Source organism: Malaciobacter halophilus (assembly GCF_002837275.1).
GTDB lineage: Bacteria > Campylobacterota > Campylobacteria > Campylobacterales > Arcobacteraceae > Malaciobacter > Malaciobacter halophilus.
Genome location: NZ_NXIF01000027.1, coordinates 12,281 through 36,317 on the forward strand (window position 1 = coordinate 12,281; position 24,037 = coordinate 36,317).

A 24,037-nucleotide genomic window follows, 5' to 3' on the forward strand; every position below is an offset into this window, starting at 1 on the left:
TATACTTAAAGTTTAATCTCTTTTTTCTTTTTATCTGAAAAAACTAAAATGAGTTTTTTTTCATTTTTAAGAATTTTTAAGATACGAAAAACTTCTATTTTTTCAAAGTTTTCAAAATAAGTATTAATTGTTTCTTGCAAACTATTTACTTCAAGACTTTTATCAAATTCAAGAATCAATGATTTATCATTAAGAATTATCTTTTGATTTGAAGGCACAAAAGATTTTTCAATTAAAAAATTGAAAAAATCTTTTTTTTGCTCTTTGTTCGTATTATCTAAGTAGTTTTTGATATAAAGAAAGTGCATCTTAATCCTCTAAAGGATAAACTCCATTTTCATCATGGTTTTCAGTACCTTTTATTGGTGGATTAAATACACATATAAGTCTCATATCTTCCGTACCACCATATAAGTTGTGATCATCATGTTCATTTAATGCATACATAACACCATCATAAATCTCATGAACTTCACCAGTTTTTAAATCTTCAATTTTTCCATTTCCAGCTACACAATAAACAGCTTCTAAATGGTTTTGATAATGTATGTGAGTTTTTGTATTTGCTCTTATGATTGTCTCATGGAATGAAAATCCCATATTATCACCTTTTAAAAGCATTCTTCTACTTGTCCATTGACCTTCTTTAGCATGAACTTCTTTTTGTGTACCTATAATATCTTTATTTATATCTCTAACAATCATATTATTAAAACTCTCCTGTTAATTTTTCTTTTTTGTCTGCAACTAATTTTTCAATTGCTGTATCAAGACGATTTAGACCTTCTACTAGAGTATCTTCATCAATAATTAATGGTGGTAAAAATTTTACTACTTGATCTTCACTACCACAAGTTTCTACAATTAGTTTCTCTTCAAAAGCATATTTTGAGATTTCACCTGCAACTGAATTATCACCTTTAATTTCAAATCCATAAGCTAAACCTCTACCTCTGATCTCTATTTCAAATGTATCTTTATATTTATCAGCAATTTTTTGTAAAGTGTCTTTTAATAAATTCTCTTTATATTTAACTGCATTTGTTAAATCATCATTCTGCCAATATTGTTCAATTGCTACTTTAGCTGCAACGAAAGCTAAATTATTTCCTCTAAATGTACCTGTATGCTCACCTGGTTTCCATTGGTCTAAATCTGGCTTTAAAAGTACAATAGCCATTGGTAAACCACCACCAATTGATTTTGAAACAGTTACAATATCTGGATTAATTCCTGCGAACTCAAAAGAAAAGAACTCTCCAGTTCTTCCATTACCAACTTGAATATCATCAATAATTAATAAAATATCATACTCTCTACAAATAGATTCTAACTCTTGTAGCCACTCTTTTGAAGCTACATTTATTCCACCTTCTCCTTGGATAGTTTCAACTATTACAGCTGCTGGAATATCAAGTCCACTACTGCTATCTTCTAAAAATTTTCTAAAAATAGCCATAGTATTCATATCTCCAAAGTAACCATCAAAAGGCATAAATGATACATTTGATCTACTAATATAACTCTCATCTCTATAATCATCATTTCCTGTAACTGATGATGAACCCTGAGTTAATCCATGAAAACCATTTGTAAAAGAAACAACATTACTTCTTCCTTTTACTAATCTTGCAAGTTTTAAAGCAGTTTCAACAGCATTTGTTCCAGTAGGGCCTGTAAATTGAATTTTGTAATCTAAATTTCTTGGTGTTAATATTGTGTCGTTAAATGTTTGTAAAAACTCTTTTTTAGCACTAGTTGCCATATCTAAACCATGAACAACACCATCTTTTTGAATATATTCAATAAGTGCACTACTAATATGTTCATTATTATGTCCATAATTTAATGTACCAGCACCAGCAAAAAAGTCAATATAATCTTCTCCTTGCTCATTTGTTAAAATAGCTCCCTTTGACTTTTCAAAGATTGTTGGGAAGCTTCTAATGTAACCTCTAACTTCAGACTCTAAATTTTCAAAAATTCTCATTATTTATTTCCTTTTTTAAATGGGCCTATTTTAAATAGTACCTCTTTTTCATGACCTTCGCTGAAATCTTCATTATCAAATAATACTGAAGTTTCAATATTTGCATCTAAATCTTTTGCAAATTTTTCAAAAAATCTTTTTGATGACTCGTTATCTGGTGATATAGTTGTGTGTATATACTCAACATCATTACAAAAATCTCTGTTAAGTATCTCTTGAAGTAATCTTTTAGCAACAGATTTCCCTCTAGCTCTCTCATCAACTGCAACTTGCCAAATAAAAAGTACATTTTTTTCATTTGGTGCTAAATAACCAGATATAAATCCTATAGCATCATTATCTAATGTAGCCACACTACAAGTACTTTTAAAATATGTACTTTGTAATAGATACAAGTATTCAGAATTTACATCTAGCGGTTTACATCTCTTAATTAAATTAAAGATATTTTTACCGTCACTTTTTACCGGTTCTCTTAATTTAATTTCGGTTTCCATTATTTATCCTTTTACATTATAGATGTAAAATATTTACAATTATTTTGTTAATTATTTACATCTTGAGTGTAAATTTAGCATAATAAACTTATAGAAAAATTAATTTTAAATGCTAAAACTATACAATTTGTAAATAAAATTTTATCATAATTAAGATGCAACTTTTGCATAACTTTTTAATTTTAGACTTTTTTTTAAAAGTAAATTTTATTTAAGAACTCATTGATATAATGATTATTAGCCCTTTTGAAACAATTTTAATAAAACAGGATTACAAATGAGTGACTTTAAAATGCCTAAATATATGAGTAATTATAAAGAAGAATTAAGAAGAGTTGGTTTTGAGTTAGAATTTTCAAATATTCAAATGCAAGAGATTTTAAACTTGTTAAAACAAACATACTCTTTAAAGGAGAAGAAAATAAATAACTTCTTTTATAAATTAGAGTCTAATTATGGAGATTTTGTCTTAGAGTTAGATTTTGAATTACTTACAAAACAAAAGTTAAAAACTAATGCTTTAGAATTCTTTGATAAAGTTGGTATAGATATTAATGAAACTAAGCTTGACGAAATTGAGAATATTTTAGGAACAATTTCTAAAGATTTAGTACCCTATGAGATAAGTACTCCACCAATTCCTTTAGATAAAATAGAACTAATTGATGAATTAAGTAAAAAGTTAACACAAGCAGGAGCTCATGGAACGCAAAAAAAAGTATATAATGCTTTTGGTTTACATATAAATGTTGAATTATCATCTTTAGAAGTTACTTCTATTTTAAATCATTTACAAGCATATGTAATTTTGCAAGACTTTTTAAATAAAGATGCAAAGGTTGATATTGCTAGAAAAATCACTCCTTATATAGATAATTTCCCAAAAGAGTATATTATTAAAATATTACAAGAAGATTATAAGCCTACGATGGAAGAATTAATACAAGATTATTTAAAGTTTAATCCTACAAGAAATAGGTCTTTGGATATGCTTCCTATTTTTGCATATATAAATGAAAAACAAGTTAGAAAGATATTACCAAAAGAAAAAATAAAACCAAGACCAGCTTTTCATTATAGATTGTCTAACTCTTTAATTGGACAAAAAAATTGGAAAATATCTCAAGAGTGGAATAGGTGGCTAATTGTAGAAAAATTAGCAAATAATCATAATGATTTGAAATATTTATCAAAACAGTATTTAGCTCATCTTGATAAATTAGTAAGTTTAAAAAAATGGGATGAAAAAGTAAGTAAATGGGTAAAAAACCAATAATAGGAATATGTTTACCTAATAAAGGTAATTTTTTTGCAGAATTATTCATACGCTTTAATCTTTACTTATCTAATGCAAAAGCTGTAAGTTTAAGACCTAATGAACATGAATTAAAAAATAGTATTGATGGTCTGATTTTAAGTGGTGGTAGTGATATTAATCCTTTGTTATATAAAGGAAGAAAAGATGCTCACAACACAAAATTAGATAAAAAAAGAGATGCTTTTGAATTACAGATGATAGCAACTTCTGTGAAAAGAAAAATTCCTATTTTTGGAATTTGTAGAGGGGCACAACTTTTAAATATTTTTTTTGAAGGTGATTTATATCCTACAATATTGGATTTTGATGAGTATATAATTCATAAAAACTCAATTTTCCCTATAAAAGATGTCTATATTAAAAGAAGGACAAAACTTTTTGATATACTAAAAAAAGATAAAGTAAAAGCAAATAGCATACATAATCAAGCAATTAATAAAGTAGGTAAGACTCTTAAAGTTACAGCTGAATATGAAGGACTTATTCAAGCAATAGAGAAGAAAAACTATCCTTTTATGGTAGCAGTTCAATGGCATCCAGAGTATCTATTTTATATAAAAGAGCATCGAGAATTATTCAATGATTTTGTAAAGGCTTGTAAGGAAAATTAAGTGAGTAGCGAAGAGATAGAAGATATTGTAGAGTTGGAAAATGTTGATATGAGCTTAAGCTATTTAAATAAGATATTATCAAATAAAAAAAGTTTTAATGAGGCAAAAAAAAAGTATAAAGATAGATTTTATTGTACTATGCTGATGATATTAACCCATGAAAAATATAAAGAGTCTAAAGCAAAAGAGTTGTTTAATGAAATCCAAACTCATAAAAAAGAATTAAAAGAGTTGTTAAATAGAGATGTTGGAATAGTTGTCGCAACGATGGACTATTTATACAATATTAAAAAAGAGTTATCAACACCTATGATAATAGAAGAGCAAAAAAGTGATGTTATTTCACAAAGTTCTGTAAAGGATAAACTAACAGGACTTTATGCTAAAGATATTTTTCAAATATTTTTAGATAAAGAGTTTAGTTTAGCATCAAGAAAAAGAAATGATTTATGTTTAATAATGCTTGATATTGATGACTTTAAAAAAATAAATGATAGTTTTGGTCATCAAATAGGAGATGAAGTTTTAGAAAAATTAGGGAAAACTATAAATAGTAATATTAGACAAATGGATTTTGCATGTAGGTATGGAGGAGAGGAGTTTGCAATTATTATGCCAAACTCAAATAAAAATGATGCAATAAAATTAGCAAAAAGATTAAGAAAAAAAGTTGAAGAGTTAAAATTTTCCAATTTTAATATTACAATTAGTTTAGGTATTTCAATACTTACTCAAAAAGTAAAAAATAGTAGTGATTTAATTAAAACTGCAGATAAAGCATTATATAGTGCAAAAAAAAGAGGAAAAAATAGATATGAGTGTTTTTCTACTCATAACTAATATAATTATTTTCTTTTTCAAAATATATTTCATAAAGATTTAAAAATCTTTTTAATGCTTGGTTTATCAACTCTAAAATATCTACTATTAATAAAGAACTAAAACTATCTAAAAATACCAATTCATTATTTATATATCTATAAATGTATATTTTTGAATCATCATTTGAATTATCATGTAGAACTAATGAGTATTCAGGAAGAAGTTTTGTTTCTTTTAATAATTTTTTTATAGGTGTGAAATTAAATTTTTTACCTTCATGGGAATTTGGAATCATATAAAGATTTTTTTCAATAAAATCAAACTTCTTCCCACTAAACTCTTCAACTAAATAGTAGTTTCTTAAAAAAGAGAGATTGTGAGTTTCATAACTTCCATCAATTAACTCAATATCAATTCTTTTTGAATTGTCAATTATCTCTACTATTTCACTATCTTGAATATCTTTTTTAATATCAACTTCATCCTCTTTCTCTTCTTCTGAAATTATTATTTCATTATTTAGATTTTTTTTAGAAATAAATTCTTTTAATTTTTTTGAGAATTCCGTATATGTTATGACACTCTTTTCATCATTTTTAACTTTTTTTAATGAACCTCTTGATAAAAGGTAATTATAGATTTTTTTTGAAGTTTCAAACTCCTCATTTAAAATTAATTGTAATATTGTATATTGATTATTTAAAAATACTTTATTTATATTGTGTTCATTATAGCTTTTACTAAAATACTTTAATAAAAAGTTTCTATATGTAAATACTGAAATGTCAACATTTAATTCTTGTTTTATTCTTTTGATTTGTTCTTTTAAACTTGGATTACCTTTTAGGTATGTTTTAATTTTATCTTTATTTTGTAATAAAACTTTATGTTTTTGTTTTAAAAACTCTATTTCTTCTTCATTTATATATTCACTTAAATCATACTCATCTTTTTTCATAATAGACCTTTTAATTAAAATAAAACATTTTTTTAACAAAATATAATATAATTTTAACAAAACAAAACAAAAAAATTATAAAAAAGAGAATTTTAATAGATAAAAATAGTAATTAAATTAAAAAATACATCTAATCATCATGTAAAGTAACAGACCAGTTTTTGTATTTTGGATTAGTATTTATCTCATCAATCTCTTTTTGTGTAAGATTTAAGTATTTCATTGATTTGCCATCCCAAACAATACAAGAAAAAGTTTTCTTTTTAAAAAGTGATTTTATTTTTTTCAACATTGTAACTCCTTAGTGCTAATTTTATAAATGAGTAACTTTTATGCAACTTATATTTGCTTTTATGTATTAAATATTGTAGAATGAACAAGTAGTAAAAAGGTGTCATATGAAAACTATTTCAAAAACAATTATAATCTACTTTTTTTTATTATCTATTTTGAATGCTAATGATAAAGTTATTCTACAACTAAAATGGTTTCATCAGTTTCAATTTGCTGGATATTATATGGCAAAAGAGAAAGGTTTTTATCAAGATGTTGGCTTAGATGTAATAATAAGACAAAGAGAATCAGATAAAAACAACATAAAACAAGTCATTAGTGGTGAAGCAAACTATGGAATTTCAGATTCTATACTTATGTTATATAAAGCTAAAGGAGAACCTGTAGTTGTTATTGCACCTATTTTTCAACATTCACCTAGTGTTTTAATGACACTTAAACAAAGTGGAATTGATACTCCTTATAAATTAAATAATAAAAAAATGGTATTTTATGAAGATGATACAGATGGCTTTTCTATTCTTGCTATGTTAAAAAAACTAAATATTAATCCTATATTTATTAGAAAAAGAGGAAAGGGAGATTATTTAAAACTAATAAATAAAGAGGTTGAGGCTTCTCCTGCTTATTTAAGTAATGAACCATATTATTTAAAGAAAAAAGGCCTGGAATTTAATATTATTAATCCTGCGCATTATGGTTTTGATTTGTATGGAGATATTTTATTTACAAGTGAAAATGAAATTAAAAATTATCCTTTTCGAACTAAAAAGTTTAAAGAAGCTAGTTTAAAAGGATGGGAATACGCATTAGATAATATTGAAGAAACTATTGAACTTATATATAAAAAGTATAGTAAAAATAAATCAAAAGAGCATTTACGACATGAGGCTAATGCTTTAAAAGATATGATAGTAAAAAATTCAGTTCCACTTGGAACTTTAGATAAAGGAAGAGTTCAATATATTTATAATATGTACAGAAGTCTTGGTCTTATTAATAAAGATTTAGATTTTGAAAATTTTATTTTTGATGAGTTTCAAGATAAGCATAAAATCATTTTAACAAAAAAAGATAAAAAGTATTTAGATGAAAATAGAGTTTTAAAATATTGTATTGACCCTTCATGGATGCCTTTTGAGGGGATAAATAAAAATAAACATACTGGAATAACAGCTGATTTTATAAAAATTTTTAAAGAAAAATTGCCAAATAATAAAATAGTTTTACATAAAACAAATACATGGACAGAAAGTTTAGATAGTATTAGAAAAAAACAGTGTGATTTTATTCCTTTATTATATCATTCAAAACAAAGAGAAGAGTATATATTTTTTACAAAAGATTATATTAAAGCCTCTTTAGTTATTGCTACAAAATTGAATGAACCTTTTATAAATGATTTTTCTAAGATTATTAAGAAAAAAATTGCACTATCAAAAAATTATGCATATATAAATGTAATAAAAGATAAATATCCAAATTTAAATATTGTTGAAGTTGATAATATTAAGCAAGGATTGTTAAAAGTTAAGAATGAAGAAGTTTTTGCATTTTTAGGTCTATTACCAAGTGTAGCTTATCACATACAAAAAGAGTTTTTTGGGGAATTGAAAATAACAGGAAAACTTAATGAAGAAGTTCCTTTATCTTTAGGTATAAATAAAGAATCTAAGCAATTAAGTTTAATTTTTGAGAAAGTTTTAAATAGTATTTCAAAAGAAGAACTTGAACAGATATTAAATAGTTGGTTATTAGTTAAATATCAAGATAGTATAGATTATAAAACAATTTTTTTAACAATAGTAGTTTTTACTATTATTATATGTCTAATTTTATATAAAAATATGACATTTAAAAAACTAAATAAAAAATTAAATGCTTATTTGAATATTATAGATAAAAATGTGCTTACTACAACTACTGATAAAATGGGTAATATTACATATGTGTCAGAAGCTTTTTGTAATTTAAGTCAATATTCAAAAGATGAGCTAATAGGTAAAAAATATAGTTTGGTTAAACATGAAGGTATGAAAGAAGAGCTTTTTAAAAAAATACAAAAAACAATAAATAGTGGAGAAATCTGGAAAGGAGAACTTAAAAATAGAAAGAAAAATGGGGATTGTTATTGGGTTTTTGCAACTATTTCACCTTTGTTTAATAGTAAAGGTGAAATTATTGGCTATACATCAATTCGAGAAGATATTACAGATAAAAAAAGAATTGAAGAGATATCTATAAAAGATGGCTTGACAAATATATATAATAGACGATTTTTTAATGATACTTTTTTTAAATTTGTAAATAGTTGCAAAAGAAGTGGCGAACTATTTGCTTTTATAATATTAGATATTGATTATTTTAAGCAGTATAATGATAATTATGGTCATCAAAAAGGAGATGAAGTATTAATAAATCTAGCAAAGTATTTAGATAATAATCTTAAAAGAAGTAGTGATTATTGCTTTAGATTAGGAGGAGAAGAGTTTGGAGTACTTTTTTCAACTAAGAGTAAAGAAAAAGCAATTAAATTTACAAACAAATTATGTAAAGGTATTGAAAATTTAGCTATTAAGCATGAACATAGTAATGCTAGTAGTTATATTACAGCATCTTTTGGAATATGCTGTGTAGAACCAAGCTGTATAAATAGTATCAATGAGATTTATAAAAAAGCAGATGAAAAATTGTATGAAGCAAAAGCACAAGGTAGAAATAGGGTTGTTTTTTAATGGTACCTGTGGAGGGACTCGAACCCTCAAGACCTAAGTCATCGGATTTTGAATCCGACGTGTTTACCAGTTTCACCACACAGGCATATATTTAGTTTTAGAAAAAAAAAGCCCATCCAATATTAATGGATAGGCTTTCAAAGCTTGATGCAAGTAATTACTTAGCTACTGCTTCTTTTAAAGCTTTACCAACTTTAAATTTTGCAACTGTAGTAGCAGGTACTGTTACAGTTCTATCAGTTCCTGGAACTTTAGCTGTTCTTTCAGCTCTCTCAGAAGTAGTAAATGTTCCAAATCCAATGAAACTTACAGAATCTCTTTTAACTAATGTCTCTGTAATAGTATCTAATACCGCGTCAACAGAATTTTTTGCGTCTTTTTTTGATAATCCAGCTTTAGCAGCTACTGCATCGATAAATTCAGCCTTGTTCATAGAAGAACTCCTTATATAAATTAAAATGTTATCAAACTTTATAGTATTTAACCTTTAAGAAAGCTAAAAGTATGCGTATATTGGGGTTCTAAGAGCAATATTTTAGAAAAATTTAATATTTTACTGGTAAGAAGACCTAATACTTAGCAATCTACAACTGTTTTCCATGATAGCAACTTTTCTTACTAATTCATTAATATCTCTATCATATACATACATTCCAACGCCTTTTATAATCATCACATGAGTATTAGACTCTTTTAAGTATTTAGTAATTTCAAGTGCGTTTCTATCATACCAAGTATTATAATCTCCTGGATTTATTATTGGCACTTCCCCAAAGGTAGTTTTACCAAAATAGTCATCAAAAACAATTTTGTCATGATCAAGTGTATATGCTGTTGTAAAAATAGGCACTCCAAATGCGATATATTTTGCTTCATGAATATTATTGTATATTGTTGCATGTATATGTGCTTCAATACTTGCAATATTCCAACGGTAGTCTTGTTTAGTAGTACTTAAATGGCAAAAAGAGTTTTCACTCATCTCATCAAAGATTGCATCTGCTGTGTTTATTATAAATGAATTATGGTCAACTTTTGCGGATATTGCACCATGATAAATACCAAAAAAGTTTTTTCTAAACATTGTTAAAGATAAGTTACTTAATAATTTAACTGTATTACTATCAATCATTTTAAAATGCCTTAAATTAAAATTTAGATATTATATATAAAATTTAATAAGGACCTTTTTAATGGACATTCCACACGTTCCCGTCTTGTATCAAGAGACCTTGGAAGCTTTTAATGATATTGAAGATGGATATATAATAGATTGTACAACTGGATTTGCAGGGCATAGTCAAGGAATTCTTGAAACAAATAAAAATATAAAACTTATATGCAATGATCAAGATGATGAAGCATTGGCATTTTCTAAGAATAGATTAAAAGATTATGAAAATAGAGTTACTTTCAATAAAGGTAACTTTGAAAATGTATTAATTAAATTTAAAGATTACAATATTAAAGGTATTTTAGCTGATATTGGAGTATCTTCTTTACAACTTGATAAACTTCAAAGAGGATTTGGTTTTGAAAGTGATACTTTAGATATGAGAATGGATCAAACACAAGCTTTAGATGCAAGTACAGTAGTAAATAACTATTCTCAAAATGAATTAGAAAAAATATTTAAAGAGTATGGGGAAGTAAGAGAATATAAAAAAGTTGCATCACTTATAGTAAATAATAGACCCTTTAGTTCATCAAAAGAGCTTGCAGATTTTTTATATAAAAATATGCATAAAGGAAAAATTCATCCTGCAACTTTACCTTTTCAAGCTATTAGAATTGAGGTTAATGATGAGCTTGGAGTTTTGCAAAGACTATTTGAATCAATACAAGAGATTAAACCACAAAATTGTATTATAGCAATTATCTCTTTTCATTCATTAGAAGATAGAATTGTAAAAAACTATTTTAAGAAGTGGACAAAATCTTGTATTTGCCCACCTGAAGCTTTTCGATGTACTTGTGGTAATAACCATGCTTTAGGTAAAATTTTAACTAAAAAACCTATAACACCAACAAAAGCAGAGATAAAACAAAACCCAAGAAGTAGAAGTTCAAAATTAAGGATTTTTAAATTTGATTAGACTTGATGCTAAGAATTCTATTTTAATAGCTTTTTGTATTCTATCTATTGCTTTAGTACTTTACGTACCAAAGATTTATCTTAGAAATAATATATATTATGTTAGTAAAGATGTAAATAGATTATATGCACATTATATATCTTTAAAAGAGGAAAATCGATTCTTAGCTCAACAATTAGAGGATATGAAGTTTAAAAATCAAATTGTTGACTCACTTATAATTAAATCACTAGAAGAGAAAAAATGATAAGAAATATGATAGAGTTTGCATTAAGAAAACCAGTACTAAATCATATGTTACTGGTCTTTTTGCTTGTTCTATCAATTTTTTCATATAACAATATTCCAAAAGAGATATTTCCACCTTCTTCTTTAGATGCTGTTTCTATTACTGGCTCATATTCTGGAGCTAGTTCTGATTTATTAGATAAGATTGCTGTTGAAGATATAGAAGATGAACTTTTAGGGCTTAGTGAAGCGAAAAAAATTACTTCAGTTATTAAAAATGGTTTTTTCTCTATAAAAGTTGATTTAAAAGATGGAGAAGATGCAAATTTAGTAGTTGATGATGTAAAAGATATTATTGCACAAATAAAAACAAATCTTCCTGCTGATATGGATGAACCTACTGTAAAAAGTATGGAGCATACTTTCCCTCTTATTACTGTATCTTTATATTCAAAAGATGGTTCTAAAAGTAAAAATGAACTTTTAGAGCTTGCAGATGATGTAAAATCAACAATTATGCAATTAAAAGATTTATCAGAAGTTACCGTATTTAGTAAAACAGATAAAGAGCTATTAATAAGCTTTGATGAAAATAAGATAGAAGCTTTAAATTTAAGTAAAGTAGAAGTTATTAATGCAGTAGGAAATATAAGTTCTATTTTTCCAGTAGGTATTATAAAAGATAGTACTAAACACTATTATTTAAGCACTTTTAATGGACAAAAAAATATTAATGATATTAAAAATACTATTTTAAAAGTTGGTGGAAAAAAACTATATTTAAAAGATATTGCAAATGTTGAATTTAAACTTGCAGATGTAGATGATATATCTCATTTTAATGCAAAAAGAAATGTAGCAATAGGAATTAATAAAGGGTTTGAAGGTGATTCAATAGAATTAGTAAAAAAGATTAAACAAATTACTAAAGATTATGAACAACTTTATTCTGATATAGAGTTTGATACTTATATTGATACTTCTATTTGGATTAAAAATAGACTTAATACTGTTGTTTCAAATATTTTATTTGGATTGATATTACTTTTTATAGCTTTACTTTTGTTTATTAATGTAAGAATAGCAATAGTAATTGCTATTGGTATTCCTACTTCTTTTATGATAGCTCTTATTGCAGCAGACTATTTAGGATATAGTTTAAATATGCTCTCTTTATTAGGTGCTTTAATTGCACTTGGAATGCTTGTTGATGAAGCAATAGTAGTTGGTGAAAATATTTATAGACATATGGAGATGGGAAAAGATAAGTTTAAAGCTGCAAGAGATGGTGCTTTAGAGATGTATCCTGCTGTTTTAACAGCAACAGCAACCACAATTTTTGCTTTTTTACCTATATTGATTATGAGTGGAGAAACTGGTAAGTTTATGCAAATACTTCCTATTATGATAACAGTTTTGCTTTTGTCTTCTTTAATAGAAGCTTTTTTCTTTTTACCTCTTCATTCGATGCAACTTTTAAAAGTTAGTAAAGAAGATAGAAAGTCTCATAAAGTCTGGGACTTCAATAAAAAATTGTATTCAAAAGTTTTAGAGTTTTTATTAAAAGGAAAATATTTTACTTTACTTATAATGTTAGTTGTAATTTTTTCTATAACTTTTATCTTATTTAAAAACTTAAAATTCCAATTTATGCCATCTTTTGATACTACGCAAGTATATATAAGTGGTTCAGTAGGAGTTGGTAATAAAATAGAGCAGACTGAAAAAAGAGTTTTTGAAATAGAGAAACTTCTTTTAAATAGCATAGATTTTAATACAGAAGTAAGCTCTATTAGTTCGGTAATAGGAATGAAACTTGATGGAAAGAATCAACCTCAAAATGAGGAGTTTTATTTTCAAATATTTGTAAATTTATATGAAAGAGCACCTCAAAATCTTTTTGATAAATATATAAATCCATATTTGTCTCCTAAATATGATGATACAAATATGATAAGACAATCAAGTGCACAAGAATTAGAACAAAGAATTAAAAAAATAATAGAAAAAAATATACAAACATCTAATTTTGATGAATTAAAGATTTTTACTCCAAAAGCTGGAATTGTAAAAAATGATATTGAAATAGCAGTTTCAGGAGAGAATAAAAAAGTTCATAAGGCAGTAAATATTATTAAACATAAGTTATCATCTATTAAAGGAGTATCAAATATAGCTGATGATGCACTTTTAGGAAATTATGAATTAAAGTTTAAAGTAAATAAGTATGGACAACAAATAGGAGTTGATGAGCAGACTATTCTTTCTCAGTTAAGACCTTTTTATTCAAAAGCTGCTTATTCAAAAATGTTTGATAAAAAAGGAATAGTTGAGATTGTTTTTGAAAGTAAAAATAAAGATATTTTACAAAGTCTTGATAGATTTGAAATAGTATTGCCAGATAAAAAAAGAGTACTTTTAAAAGATGTAGCTACTTTTGTAAAAATACCTGCTTATTCTCAAATATTTAAAGAGAATAATAGAAGAATTACTAGTGTAACAGCTTCTATTACAAATACTACTTCTTCTGATGTATATGAAGAGTTAACACCTGTTTTAAATAGTTTAAAAAAATTAGTAAAATTAGATATTAAAGGAGAACAAGAAGAGAACTCAAAGGTTCAAAAAGAGATGGCTGAAGCTGCATTAATTGCAATAATTCTTATTTTTATAGCTCTTGTTTGGATGTTTGATTCTATGATAAAACCACTAATTATTATAAGTACTATTCCTCTTTCTATTCTAGGTGTTTTAGTAGGGCATGTAATAATGGGAATTAATCTAACTATGCCAGGACTTATAGGAGTTGTAGGCCTTGCAGGTGTTATTGTAAATGATGGTATTATTATGATGGACTTTATAAAAAAGGCAAAAAATTTAAAAGAAATAAAAGAACAAGCAATATTAAGATTAAGACCTATTTTACTTACTTCTATTACAACTGTTTTAGGTTTGAGTTCTTTAATATTTTTTGCATCAGGTCAAGCTTTGATTTTACAACCAATGGCTGTTGCTTTAGGCTTTGGTATTTTATGGGCAACTATTTTGAATTTGTATTATGTTCCAATGGTTTACAGATTGATTTATTTAAGAAAGTGTGAAGAGTAATACAAAAAGAGCTTAGCTCTTTTTGTAAAAATTATTTTGAAGATACTCTTTAAATAATTTTTGAAGTTTTTTAGTTGTTTCTCCTACTTTTTGTTCATTAATAGATATATTATTGATTTTTACTATTGGTGTAACTTCAAGTGTTGTTCCTGTCAAAAATGCTTCATCTACTGTTTTTAATTTATCTACTGTTAATGGAAACTCACTAAGTTTAAAACCGTTTTCATTACATAAATCAATAACAAAATTTCTTGTAATGCCACTTAAAATTCTATTTGTTGCCCCATGAGTATATATAGTATTATCTTTTACAAAAAATACATTTGAAGCAGTAGCCTCTGTTATTACTCCATCATGGACAAATAAAGCATCATCAAAGCCATTATCTAAAGCATTTTGCTTAGCAAGGCAATTTGCAGTTAATGAAATACATTTTATATCACATCTTGCCCATCTATTATCAGGTGTTGTACAAACTTTTAAACCTTCATTATAAGCTTTTTCATTTAAAGGTTTTTTTGCCACAAAAGCATAAATTCCAACCTTAGTTTTTTCTTTTGGAAACGCATGGTCTCTTAAAGCTACACCTCTTGTAATTTGTATATAATAAAATAATTCATCACTATTTTTATAAGAGTTTTTTTCAAATAAATTTTCAAATATTGTTTCTAACTCATCTTTTAATGTATATTGAATTTTTAATTCATTTAAACTTCTTTGAAATCTTTGTTTATGTTCTTGAAATTTAAAAATTTTTCCATTATATACTCTAAAACCTTCATAAACTCCATCAGCAAGAAGGTATCCTCTGTCATTTACATTTATATTTGCTTCATTATCATTTAAATATTTTCCATTTACAAATACAATCATTTTTTACCTTTCATCTAAAATAACGATACCTTCTATTTTATCTAAAACAGTATTCATATCATCATAAGTTGCTAACTCTTTTCCAAACTCTAAACTACTAATTATATTTTTCCCAATTATATTTCTTCCTTTTTTATTTAAAAAGATTCTAGTTTTAACTCCCCACACATTATGCATAACTAAAGGTTCATCTTTTATATTTCCAATATAAAGCATAATATGTCCTTTTAAATATATTAAACTTTTAAAAGCTTTTCCATATTTTAAGATAAACTCTTTTTTCTTCTTGTTTGTAAACTCTTTTATTCTATAATATTTCCCATTATTTATTTGTTGTTTTGAGTTTCTATCAAGATATACTCCAAAACTTGAGAAAAAATCCTGAGTAAAACTTGAACAATCTCTAAAACCTAAAATGCCACCCCAGCCATACTGCTCTTTGATAAGTTCTTGTGCAATTTTTGTAAGGTTTTTGCTATTAAACTGTAGAGGTTCTAACGAGATATAGTTTTTATTTATTTGAATAGTTTTTATAAAAGCTTTTTGATTTTTGTCTTTTGCTGCAACGAAAAATTTATTTTTTTCATATGGAAAAATAGTTCCTAATTGTATATTTTCTATAAAATAGTTTTTATAGATATTAAATTTATCTTTTATTGCAACTGCATAATTGTTTGTTTTAAACTTCTTAATAAAGTTTTCATCAACATAAGCAATATCTCTTATATCTATCCAACCATAAAAAGAAGAAGTTTTTATAAAAGCCCATGCTTTATCTTTTGAGAAATGGGAGATTAAAATTGGAGTATTAATCTTAATGGAAGAGTTTTGGTTATAATCAAAAGGAAAACCTTGTCCTGCACTATATGGATTATAAAACATCATTTGTTTTGTTGGAAATACTCTTATATTACTATTTTTTATAGTAATAGCTTTTTTAAGCTTTGATTTAAACTCTTTAAAGTTAGAGTTTTGTATTTGTTTGTTAAACCACTGTTTTGATGCTTTTGAATAGTTTTGTAAATATATTTGTTTGTTTTTATATAAAAAAGCCCATGAAGCCTCTTTTTTATTTATTTCAATTTTTGGATTATCCCAAACTAAAAAATAGTTTTTATAAAACTTTTTATTATAAAAGCTTTGATTTTTAAATGTAAATGATTTATTTTTTAAATACTCTTTTGGATTTTGAGAGTAAGTTTTTAAATCTTGTATTTCTATATTTTTATTAGAGCAAGCTGTAAAAAATGAAATAATAAGTAGAAAAAAAATAACTTTAAATAGTTTATTCATGCTGTTACAATCTCCTAATATAATTTAGAAGATTGTAACACAAGCTATGTTGTTAAAAGTTGAATTTTCTTTTTAGTTTAAAGAAATATATTATAGTTCTATATTGTATAAACATAAATGGCAACATTAATACAAAATATGCAATAGAGTATTTAGAAACTACTTCATTAAATGTTAATCCAAAATTTATAAAGAACATTCCAAATACAAAGAAAGCAACACCTGGACAAATAAGAGCAAAAGATACAGGTGAACGGTCTTCACTTTCAATATATTTTTCAAAATAACCAATTTGTTTCATTACTTTATAACCTAAAAGACCAAAAATAATTTGAAGTGATACTATTACAGCTGTTAATGTAAAAAGTGAAGATTTAGCAAGTGGCGAATTAAAGTGATGGTCTAATCCAAAGCTAATTCTAATCATTGCAATACCAAGTAGTGTAAGAATTGGAAGAATTATCCAAAGTGATGGAGATGCTTCAACTGAAATACCTTGTTCAAACATATTTTTAAATCCCATTGTTAATTTTAATATTAATAACAAAATTGAAATAGCTGCAAAAAATAGTGAACCAAAAATACCAATTGCATTTATTGTAAGGTTACTACTCATAGCTCCAGGAGCTGCATAACCAACAGATACCATTGCAAATGCAAAGATAGAAATCATTTGTGATAAGTTATTGTTTTTTGTAAAGTCAAAATCACCGTTTGTAATAATTCTACTAAAATAGTCAATAAATATTTTTAGAGCAAAATATCCAGCAACTGTAAAACCAATCAAAGCAAATGGGAACATATATTCAACTACACTCCATAAATTTGGTACAAAAACAGCACCTAAAACAAAACATACATTAATAGTCATTGCATAAGTTAAGGGTATAGTCATTAGAGAAACTTCGCCATTTGATGAAATTAAACTTTTATATTTATCTGTTTTTTTAAACTCTAAAAACTGTTTTGTATTCCAAATTAAGAACTTAAAATGAAAAAATGCAAAAGCTATGATAAATACTAAAGAAAAGGCTATAACAAAAGATAACCAAGAACCTTCCATAAGTTTTGGGAAAATCTGTTCAAATATAGGCATTGGAGTTTCTTTATGTGGAACTAAAAACATTAGATACATAAAAAATGAAACAGACAAACCACCTGCTCCAAGTGAACCTAAAAAGCACATTGGCGTAAACTTTTCTCTTAAAGTCATATAAGAGCTCCTTATATTTTATTTTTGCAATATTAGTAAAACTAATATTAAAAAACGATAAAAAATAGTATTACTTTATCTTATGATATTAAAAAAGAAGTTACTATTATTAAGTATATTATTGATAATATTTGATTTATGTTTAAAATTTCTATTGATAAAACCTTATTTGAAGATATACTATTAAAAAAAAGTAAACTATTAAGAAAAGATGCATCAAAATATTGGAAAAAAGAGTTAATCGAACCAATAATAAAAGATGATAAAATCTCATATACTATTAAGCAAGTAGATAAATTAACTTTAACAAATGGTTTAGGTGATGATAAACCTTCTATTGTAATAGAGTGTAAAAAAGTAGATTATAGTCCTAAAACTAATCAATTTGAGTTTGAGTTAGGTAAAATAATTGAACAAAAAAATGTAGAAATTGAAGATGATTATAAAGATACTTTAATTGAACAACTGTTAAAAGAAAAAGCCCTACTTGAAGATAGTATAAATAAAGACCACTTAACAAAAGCATACAATAGAAGAAAGATGGAAGAGGATTTGTCCTCTTTTGTTACTCAAAATAACTCACATTTATTAAATGCTGTTTTTATTGATGCAGATAGATTTAAAAGTATAAATGATACTTTTGGACATGATTATGGAGATAAAGTTTTAGAGTATTTATCTGAAATGTTTATAAAATATGCTTCTATTTTAAATGGTGAAGTATATAGGTATGGAGGAGAAGAGTTTCTAATTCTTTGTTTTTGTACAAAAGAGTTTTTACTTAAAAATCTAAAAAATCTTCTAAGTGATATAAAGTTTAAAAGAGTTTTTCATCCAAGTAGGCCAATTGATGTAACTGTTAGTATGGGTGTAGCTTTTTTTGATGAATGTACTGATAAAAATCAATTAATAAAAAAAGCAGATGAAGGTGTATTATTAGCTAAAAAAAATGGTAGAGATAGAATAGAAGTTATAAGATAATAGCTTTTGCTATTACCTTATAGAAGATTTATTTAGCGATATGATTTGCAAGAGCCTCAATATCAGCATCACTTAAAGAAGCAACTTGACCTTTCATTAAACCTTTCATAGGTCCACCATAAGATCCGTCCTTATAACCTTTCATTGCTGAAATAAAGTCAGCTTTTGACATGTCTTTAATGATTTTACTTTTACCTAAAGCTTTTTTCTCACCGTTTACTCCATGACAAGAAGCACATTTTTTATATAATGCTGCTCCGTCTGCTGCGAAAACTGCACATGCGAAAAGCGAAGTTGCAATCAAAATCTTTTTCATTTTTACAATCCTTTTTTAATTTATTAGATATTTTATATAAACAATTCTTTTAAAGCTTTGATTTATATCAAAAATTCAACAAAATTTAAGATTAGAAGCTTCTTTTATACTCATTTAAATATTATTTATAATATTTTCCTTTAAGATTTCTTTATTTATCTTATTTTTATCACTTGGAACTAAAGGTAAAGACTTATTATAAAAAATCTTACTAGGTATCATATATGAAGCTAAATGTTTTTTTAACTCAAATACTATTTCATTTACAGGAAGTTCACTTCTACTTGAATAAACTAAGACTATCTCTTCTTCTATCTCTTGATTCTCAATAGAAAATACTGCACATTGTTCAATTTGAGGAATATTTTTGTAAACTACTGATTCAATTTCATAAGGGCTTACTCTAAAGCCTCTAGTTTTTATCATATCATCACGTCTTGAAACAAAATATAAATATCCCTCTTCATCTTTATATACATAATCACCACTTGCTACGACAATTTCATCACAAAGCTCTCCCTCTAAATTTATTACATCTTTTAAAATCTTAATAGATTTAAATCTCTCTTTTGTCTCAACAGGCGCATTCCAATAGCCTTTGTAGATGTATCCACCTCTATGAATAAGCTCTCCTACTTCTCTTGGTTTACACTCTTGTCCTTGCTCATTTATAATATATAGTTCAACATCTGGAATAGCTTTTCCTATTGAATCTGGTCTAATCCAAATTTGTGAAGGTTCAAGATATGTTGATCTAAAAGCTTCAGTTAATCCATGCATAGAATAAAATTTCGCATCTGGAAAATACTTATCTAAATCTTTTAACATTTTTTCAGTTACATTTCCTCCTGATGAAGTAATTACTCTTATATTTGAAAGAAGTTCAGCACTTGGTAGCTTATGCTCTTCTTCATCAAACATTTGTGTAATATTTATAGGCATTAAAGGCAAGATTGTAACTTTATCTTTAATAATATGATTAAAAAAATCCCCTGCTAATATAAATCTATGAAGTGCTAATGTAGCTCTTTTATATAAAGAACAAAAGATTTGATTTAACCCATAATCAAGATTAAAAATAAGAGTTCCAGAGATTACATCTTCTTCTTTTAATTTTAAATATTGAGATACAACTCTAGCTGAATCTATTAAATTTCTATGAGAAATTACTATACCTTTTGGTTTACCTGTAAGACCAAAAGAGTATGTAATAACTGCATTATCATGTCCATTTACATCACAAGTATAAGGTTTATTATAATATTTATAAATCTCTTCAAATGATGCTAAATTTTGTTCAGTTCTTTCATAAGAGATGATTTGTCCATTGAAATTGCTTTTTTCTATTTTTTCTATTTTTACTTTATCTGTAATAATACATTTTATATCACAATCCTCAATAATATATTCAATTTGTTCTGGTTGAAGAAGTCTTGTTAATGGTACTAGAATATAATCAGTTGAAAGAATTGCAAGTATTGCTATTACTTGATCAATGGATTTTGTTGAATAAATACCAATTCTACTATCTTTTGGTAAATCAAGCTCTTTTAGATAAAATGCTACTTGGTTTACTCTTTTAAATAACTCTTCATATGTTATTTGTTTATCATTATGTACTAGTGCAATTTTATCTTTGTGAGAAATATTTGCATCTTCTAATAGTGTTCTTATACAGTTTATAGACATTTTATATCCTTAATTTTGTGTTATACCTAAAGTCCAAATTTCATAATTACTATCTAATACAATATTTGGTTTTATTTGTGTGTTTAAGATTTTTTTATAGAAAAATCCCACTATATCTTCTACCTCATCATCTTTTAAAACTTTTGTTATTCCACCTGTTAATACAATAGATTTTAATAAATTTAGTTTAAGATGTACATATTGTGGGTGTGCTTCTGAAACCTTATATAAAACAAGAAAAATGGCAAGTTTCATAAGTGTTTTTATTGCTTTGTCACTTTGTTCTTGAAAAATATTTTCAGTTACATTCATATATGATAGTAGTTCATAAACAAACTCATTGTTTTTTGCTGCAAATATTAAAGACTCTTTTGATTTAAAAACTCCTAGTTTTTTAAATACTAATCTATCGTATTCACTGTTTTTTACCATATTGTCATTTACTAATGTTGTACTGTAATGTATATCTGTTGTTGCTCCTCCAATATCAACTAAAATAAATGGGTCTGCAACTTTTAACATATTGTTTATTACAGGAAGTGTTTTATTTACTATATAAGGTGTTGAATATATTTGATTAGATGTTATATTATACAAATTTTTAATATCTTCTTTACCCATTATATCAGCTTGATAAAGGTTTGTTAAATACTCTTTTAACTCTGCTTCATTTACTTGAAGCTTATTTGTAATAATATTTGGTAAAACTTTTAAGTTTTTAATATTTTTACTTAAGTAATCACTATCGTTTTTATTACCAACATATACAATATTTGAGTAGTTTAATTGCTCTAAATAGTTAAATAGTTTTGCATTAAAAAGATTATAAACACAATCAATCCCCCCTGCAATTATAACTACATCAATTAAATCACTAGGAATAGAAGTATTATCTATATCTTGATATAAAATTGTATCTATAATATTAATACCAGAATTAAAAGCAATATTTGTAGCAAACTTTAAAGAAAATGAGTTTGTAGCACCAATAATTAAAGTACTTAAGCCTCCATTTGCTGAAGAACAAATATAAATATCTTCTTTATTATATTTTTCTAAAATATCATTACATTTATATTTTAAATCATCAAATATATCTTTATTAAAATCTCTAAAATGTTGGTGTAACTCTTTATTGTCACATACTTTAAAATACGTACTTCCTATATCTATTAATAATCTGTTTTTCATTGCATAATCCCTATATCGTGTATAATATCGTTTACTATTGACGTAGCATCTTTATTTAAGTCACATTTTGATTTTTCAAATTCAAAACATTTATCACTAATAGGAAGTTTACCTCTTTTTATAATTCTTATATTTTTGTTTTTATCTCTTACTGTTACTACTTCATTATTATTTATAATATGAGGAGAAAAAGGTACATCTATTGTTCCATTTTTAATTGAGTTAAAAACTTTTCTCCATAAAGTATCTGCACTATCGTTGAATACTGCTTCCATTATGCTTTTAACTTCTTGTGTTAAAATCTCTTCTTCTACTTCATCAACGATATTTGGTAAACCTTGCAATATTTTAAGTGTATATTGTGTATTTGCAACAGTTTTTGCATTTGCCTCTTTTGTTGGAATACCAAAAGCTTCATCCCTTGTTTTTGTGATGATTTTATCTGCATTTACTAAAGCTGCAATTACAGTTGATGTATTTATTAATGACTCTGAATAGTCTTTATTTGAAGGGAAAGCTCCCATCCACTGATGATATACAAGATGTATTTGTGCATCATCACAATCTATTTGTTTTGCATAATATCGAGCCATTTTTTTTAAAACAGCACTTGTTACAATATCTTGATTTACTGAACCTGTTTGAGAAAAAGATACTGAAAATGATTTTACTCCTTCTTCTAAAGATAAAAGCATCTCTAAAAGTTGAATAACAATAGTAATACAAGGTGGAACTAAAGTTGCTGTTAAAGGTCCAAAAGATTCTCTATTTATTGGTTCATTTAGTTTAGAATAGTTTGCACATACTTTTTCTACATATTTCCAATATAAAAAAGCTTTATCTAAAGGAAAATTTTTAGAATAGGGCAAAAGATAAGTAATTGGACCACCTTCTATCTCAAAAATTCCTGAAGCAATAGCTGTTTCAACTAAAAGTCTTGCATCTGGTGTACCATGTCTTAAACTAACTGGCTTATCAAAATGAGTAATCATTTTTCTAGTAGTTCTATATCCATGATTTACAAGGGGATAGCCATTTAGCATATCAACTTCATTCTCTTCACTTAATCTTAACATTTTTTTTGACATCGCATAGTCATTAAGTCTTGTATTTGAATCAATTGTTAATGGTAAAACATCAACATTTGCTTTAACAAAAAACTCATTTAATGCAAACTGTTTTTGATAAGTTGGAAAACCACCTCTTGGTTGTACTAGCATCTTTTTTTTATTTTTAAAATTATGTGAAATAAATAGATTTTTGCTAGCATTTTTTACAAACTCTTCAATTTCTGCAAAATCGAAGCTGTCTGCATACTCATTTTGAACTATTATTTCTCTCTCTTCTTGCAGTAAACTCATCTGTTTGCCTTAACATATTTTTCTAATTCATCTAATCCTGTATTTAAGTCAACTTGGTGAAAAACTAAATCAAATCCATAATCTTTAAATTTTGGTACAATCTCTTGAGTTGTTCCTTCTCCCACTGCTAGATTACCACCTAACATAAAAACAACATCTTTTAACTGTTTGTATTTAGATTTTAGAATATTTAGCTCTCTACACCAACCTTCTGCTTCACCATTTAGTGATGAAATTAGTAATATATTGGCATCTGTTTCTATAACTGCATCTATAAACTCTTCAAGATAAGTATTAACTCCCAAATTAAATACTTCAAAACCTCTTGCTTGTAGTGATATTTCAATAAGTCGATTAGCTACTACATGAATATCATTTCCCACTACTCCTGTTACTACTTTCATATATAAACCTATTTTTGTTTTGTGTGTAATTATTATTATAAGAATACTATGCTAGCTAA

24 protein-coding genes and 1 tRNA gene are annotated in these 24,037 nt (G+C 25.9%); 8 read left to right on the forward strand and 17 right to left on the reverse strand.

Features of this window, described 5'->3' with window-relative positions; all coding sequences use genetic code 11:
- Nucleotides 1–5 precede the first annotated feature (5 nt).
- Genes CP960_RS07060 through ectA form a run of 4 tightly spaced genes read right to left on the reverse strand, consistent with a single transcriptional unit; the run spans nt 6 to nt 2,487 of the window.
- Nucleotides 6–308: a hypothetical protein gene (locus CP960_RS07060; protein WP_101184716.1), complete on the reverse strand. Its 303-nt coding sequence runs from the start codon at nt 306–308 to the stop codon at nt 6–8.
- 1 nt (nt 309) lies between these two features.
- Nucleotides 310–705 carry an ectoine synthase gene (locus CP960_RS07065; RefSeq protein WP_101184717.1) on the reverse strand — a complete coding sequence of 132 codons (396 nt, stop codon included), beginning with the start codon at nt 703–705 and terminating at the stop codon, nt 310–312.
- A 4-nt stretch (nt 706–709) separates the two neighbouring features.
- Nucleotides 710–1,990 carry a diaminobutyrate--2-oxoglutarate transaminase gene (gene ectB, locus CP960_RS07070; protein WP_101184718.1) on the reverse strand — a complete coding sequence of 427 codons (1,281 nt, stop codon included), beginning with the start codon at nt 1,988–1,990 and terminating at the stop codon, nt 710–712.
- Nucleotides 1,990–2,487, reverse strand: a complete 498-nt coding sequence (gene ectA / locus CP960_RS07075; protein ID WP_101184719.1) for a diaminobutyrate acetyltransferase — start codon at nt 2,485–2,487, stop codon at nt 1,990–1,992. Before ectA ends, ectB begins: the two co-directional genes overlap by 1 nt.
- A gap of 277 nt (nt 2,488–2,764) precedes the next feature.
- Between ectA and CP960_RS07080 the strand changes: the two genes are divergently transcribed.
- From CP960_RS07080 to CP960_RS07090, 3 genes are read left to right on the forward strand one after another with little or no spacing between them, the layout of a single operon-like run.
- Nucleotides 2,765–3,763, forward strand: coding sequence for an amidoligase family protein (locus tag CP960_RS07080; protein ID WP_101184720.1), 999 nt, complete (start codon nt 2,765–2,767; stop codon nt 3,761–3,763).
- Nucleotides 3,745–4,416, forward strand: a complete 672-nt coding sequence (locus CP960_RS07085) for a gamma-glutamyl-gamma-aminobutyrate hydrolase family protein (protein ID WP_101184721.1) — start codon at nt 3,745–3,747, stop codon at nt 4,414–4,416. The genes CP960_RS07080 and CP960_RS07085 overlap by 19 nt, the downstream gene beginning before the upstream one ends.
- On the forward strand, nt 4,417–5,256 hold the full coding sequence (locus CP960_RS07090; protein ID WP_101184722.1) for a GGDEF domain-containing protein: 840 nt from the start codon (nt 4,417–4,419) through the stop codon (nt 5,254–5,256).
- Here CP960_RS07090 and CP960_RS07095 read toward each other — a convergent pair.
- On the reverse strand, nt 5,243–6,196 hold the full coding sequence (locus CP960_RS07095; RefSeq protein WP_101184723.1) for a hypothetical protein: 954 nt from the start codon (nt 6,194–6,196) through the stop codon (nt 5,243–5,245). The two genes, CP960_RS07090 and CP960_RS07095, sit on opposite strands and share 14 nt — an antisense overlap.
- A 130-nt stretch (nt 6,197–6,326) precedes the next feature.
- Nucleotides 6,327–6,488 carry a hypothetical protein gene (locus CP960_RS13745; RefSeq protein WP_162919083.1) on the reverse strand — a complete coding sequence of 54 codons (162 nt, stop codon included), beginning with the start codon at nt 6,486–6,488 and terminating at the stop codon, nt 6,327–6,329.
- Between the two features lie 106 nt (nt 6,489–6,594).
- On the opposite strand from CP960_RS13745, the gene CP960_RS07100 reads away from it, so the two are divergent.
- A complete protein-coding gene (locus tag CP960_RS07100; RefSeq protein WP_101184724.1) occupies nt 6,595–9,225 on the forward strand; it encodes a diguanylate cyclase in 2,631 nt (876 codons plus the stop codon).
- On the opposite strand, the gene CP960_RS07105 is transcribed toward CP960_RS07100, so the two are convergent.
- The 3 genes from CP960_RS07105 to CP960_RS07115 form a co-directional block, all read right to left on the reverse strand.
- Nucleotides 9,226–9,310, reverse strand: a tRNA-Leu gene (locus CP960_RS07105).
- Between the two features lie 72 nt (nt 9,311–9,382).
- Nucleotides 9,383–9,658: an HU family DNA-binding protein gene (locus CP960_RS07110; RefSeq protein ID WP_101184725.1), complete on the reverse strand. Its 276-nt coding sequence runs from the start codon at nt 9,656–9,658 to the stop codon at nt 9,383–9,385.
- A gap of 120 nt (nt 9,659–9,778) precedes the next feature.
- Nucleotides 9,779–10,357 carry a class II aldolase and adducin N-terminal domain-containing protein gene (locus CP960_RS07115; protein ID WP_101184726.1) on the reverse strand — a complete coding sequence of 193 codons (579 nt, stop codon included), beginning with the start codon at nt 10,355–10,357 and terminating at the stop codon, nt 9,779–9,781.
- Nucleotides 10,358–10,418: 61 nt separating this feature from the next.
- Here CP960_RS07115 and rsmH point away from each other — a divergent pair, with 61 nt between their 5' ends.
- The 3 genes from rsmH to CP960_RS07130 are packed head-to-tail and all read left to right on the forward strand — an operon-like array spanning nt 10,419 to nt 14,657.
- Nucleotides 10,419–11,321, forward strand: a complete 903-nt coding sequence (rsmH, locus tag CP960_RS07120) for a 16S rRNA (cytosine(1402)-N(4))-methyltransferase RsmH (protein WP_101184727.1) — start codon at nt 10,419–10,421, stop codon at nt 11,319–11,321.
- The gene (locus tag CP960_RS07125) at nt 11,314–11,568 is read left to right on the forward strand and encodes a hypothetical protein (RefSeq protein ID WP_101184728.1); all 255 of its coding nucleotides are present in this window, start codon (nt 11,314–11,316) and stop codon (nt 11,566–11,568) included. Before rsmH ends, CP960_RS07125 begins: the two co-directional genes overlap by 8 nt.
- Nucleotides 11,565–14,657 (forward strand): efflux RND transporter permease subunit, encoded by a 3,093-nt coding sequence (locus CP960_RS07130; RefSeq protein ID WP_101184729.1) that lies wholly within the window; start codon nt 11,565–11,567, stop codon nt 14,655–14,657. The genes CP960_RS07125 and CP960_RS07130 overlap by 4 nt, the downstream gene beginning before the upstream one ends.
- 12 nt (nt 14,658–14,669) lie before the next feature.
- Here CP960_RS07130 and CP960_RS07135 read toward each other — a convergent pair whose 3' ends face one another.
- From CP960_RS07135 to CP960_RS07145, 3 genes are read right to left on the reverse strand one after another with little or no spacing between them, the layout of a single operon-like run.
- Nucleotides 14,670–15,530: an aminotransferase class IV gene (locus CP960_RS07135; protein ID WP_101184730.1), complete on the reverse strand. Its 861-nt coding sequence runs from the start codon at nt 15,528–15,530 to the stop codon at nt 14,670–14,672.
- 3 nt (nt 15,531–15,533) lie between these two features.
- The gene (locus CP960_RS07140; RefSeq protein ID WP_101184731.1) at nt 15,534–16,823 is read right to left on the reverse strand and encodes a C40 family peptidase; all 1,290 of its coding nucleotides are present in this window, start codon (nt 16,821–16,823) and stop codon (nt 15,534–15,536) included.
- Between the two features lie 52 nt (nt 16,824–16,875).
- Nucleotides 16,876–18,036 carry a TsoY family (seleno)protein gene (locus CP960_RS07145; RefSeq protein ID WP_101184732.1) on the reverse strand — a complete coding sequence of 387 codons (1,161 nt, stop codon included), beginning with the start codon at nt 18,034–18,036 and terminating at the stop codon, nt 16,876–16,878.
- A gap of 138 nt (nt 18,037–18,174) precedes the next feature.
- Between CP960_RS07145 and CP960_RS07150 the strand changes: the two genes are divergently transcribed.
- On the forward strand, nt 18,175–19,017 hold the full coding sequence (locus tag CP960_RS07150) for a GGDEF domain-containing protein (protein ID WP_101184733.1): 843 nt from the start codon (nt 18,175–18,177) through the stop codon (nt 19,015–19,017).
- 28 nt (nt 19,018–19,045) lie between these two features.
- Here CP960_RS07150 and CP960_RS07155 read toward each other — a convergent pair whose 3' ends face one another.
- From CP960_RS07155 to glmS, 5 genes are all read right to left on the reverse strand, one after another.
- Nucleotides 19,046–19,333, reverse strand: coding sequence for a c-type cytochrome (locus CP960_RS07155; protein ID WP_101184734.1), 288 nt, complete (start codon nt 19,331–19,333; stop codon nt 19,046–19,048).
- 114 nt (nt 19,334–19,447) lie between these two features.
- Entirely contained in the window at nt 19,448–21,022 is a 1,575-nt protein-coding gene (locus tag CP960_RS07160) for an AMP-binding protein (protein ID WP_101184735.1), read from the reverse strand.
- Nucleotides 21,023–21,031: 9 nt separating this feature from the next.
- Nucleotides 21,032–22,213: a glutamate mutase L gene (locus tag CP960_RS07165; RefSeq protein WP_101184736.1), complete on the reverse strand. Its 1,182-nt coding sequence runs from the start codon at nt 22,211–22,213 to the stop codon at nt 21,032–21,034.
- A complete protein-coding gene (locus CP960_RS07170; RefSeq protein WP_101184737.1) occupies nt 22,210–23,574 on the reverse strand; it encodes a methylaspartate mutase in 1,365 nt (454 codons plus the stop codon). Before CP960_RS07170 ends, CP960_RS07165 begins: the two co-directional genes overlap by 4 nt.
- Entirely contained in the window at nt 23,571–23,978 is a 408-nt protein-coding gene (gene glmS, locus CP960_RS07175; RefSeq protein WP_099345511.1) for a methylaspartate mutase subunit S, read from the reverse strand. Before glmS ends, CP960_RS07170 begins: the two co-directional genes overlap by 4 nt.
- Nucleotides 23,979–24,037: the final 59 nt, after the last annotated feature.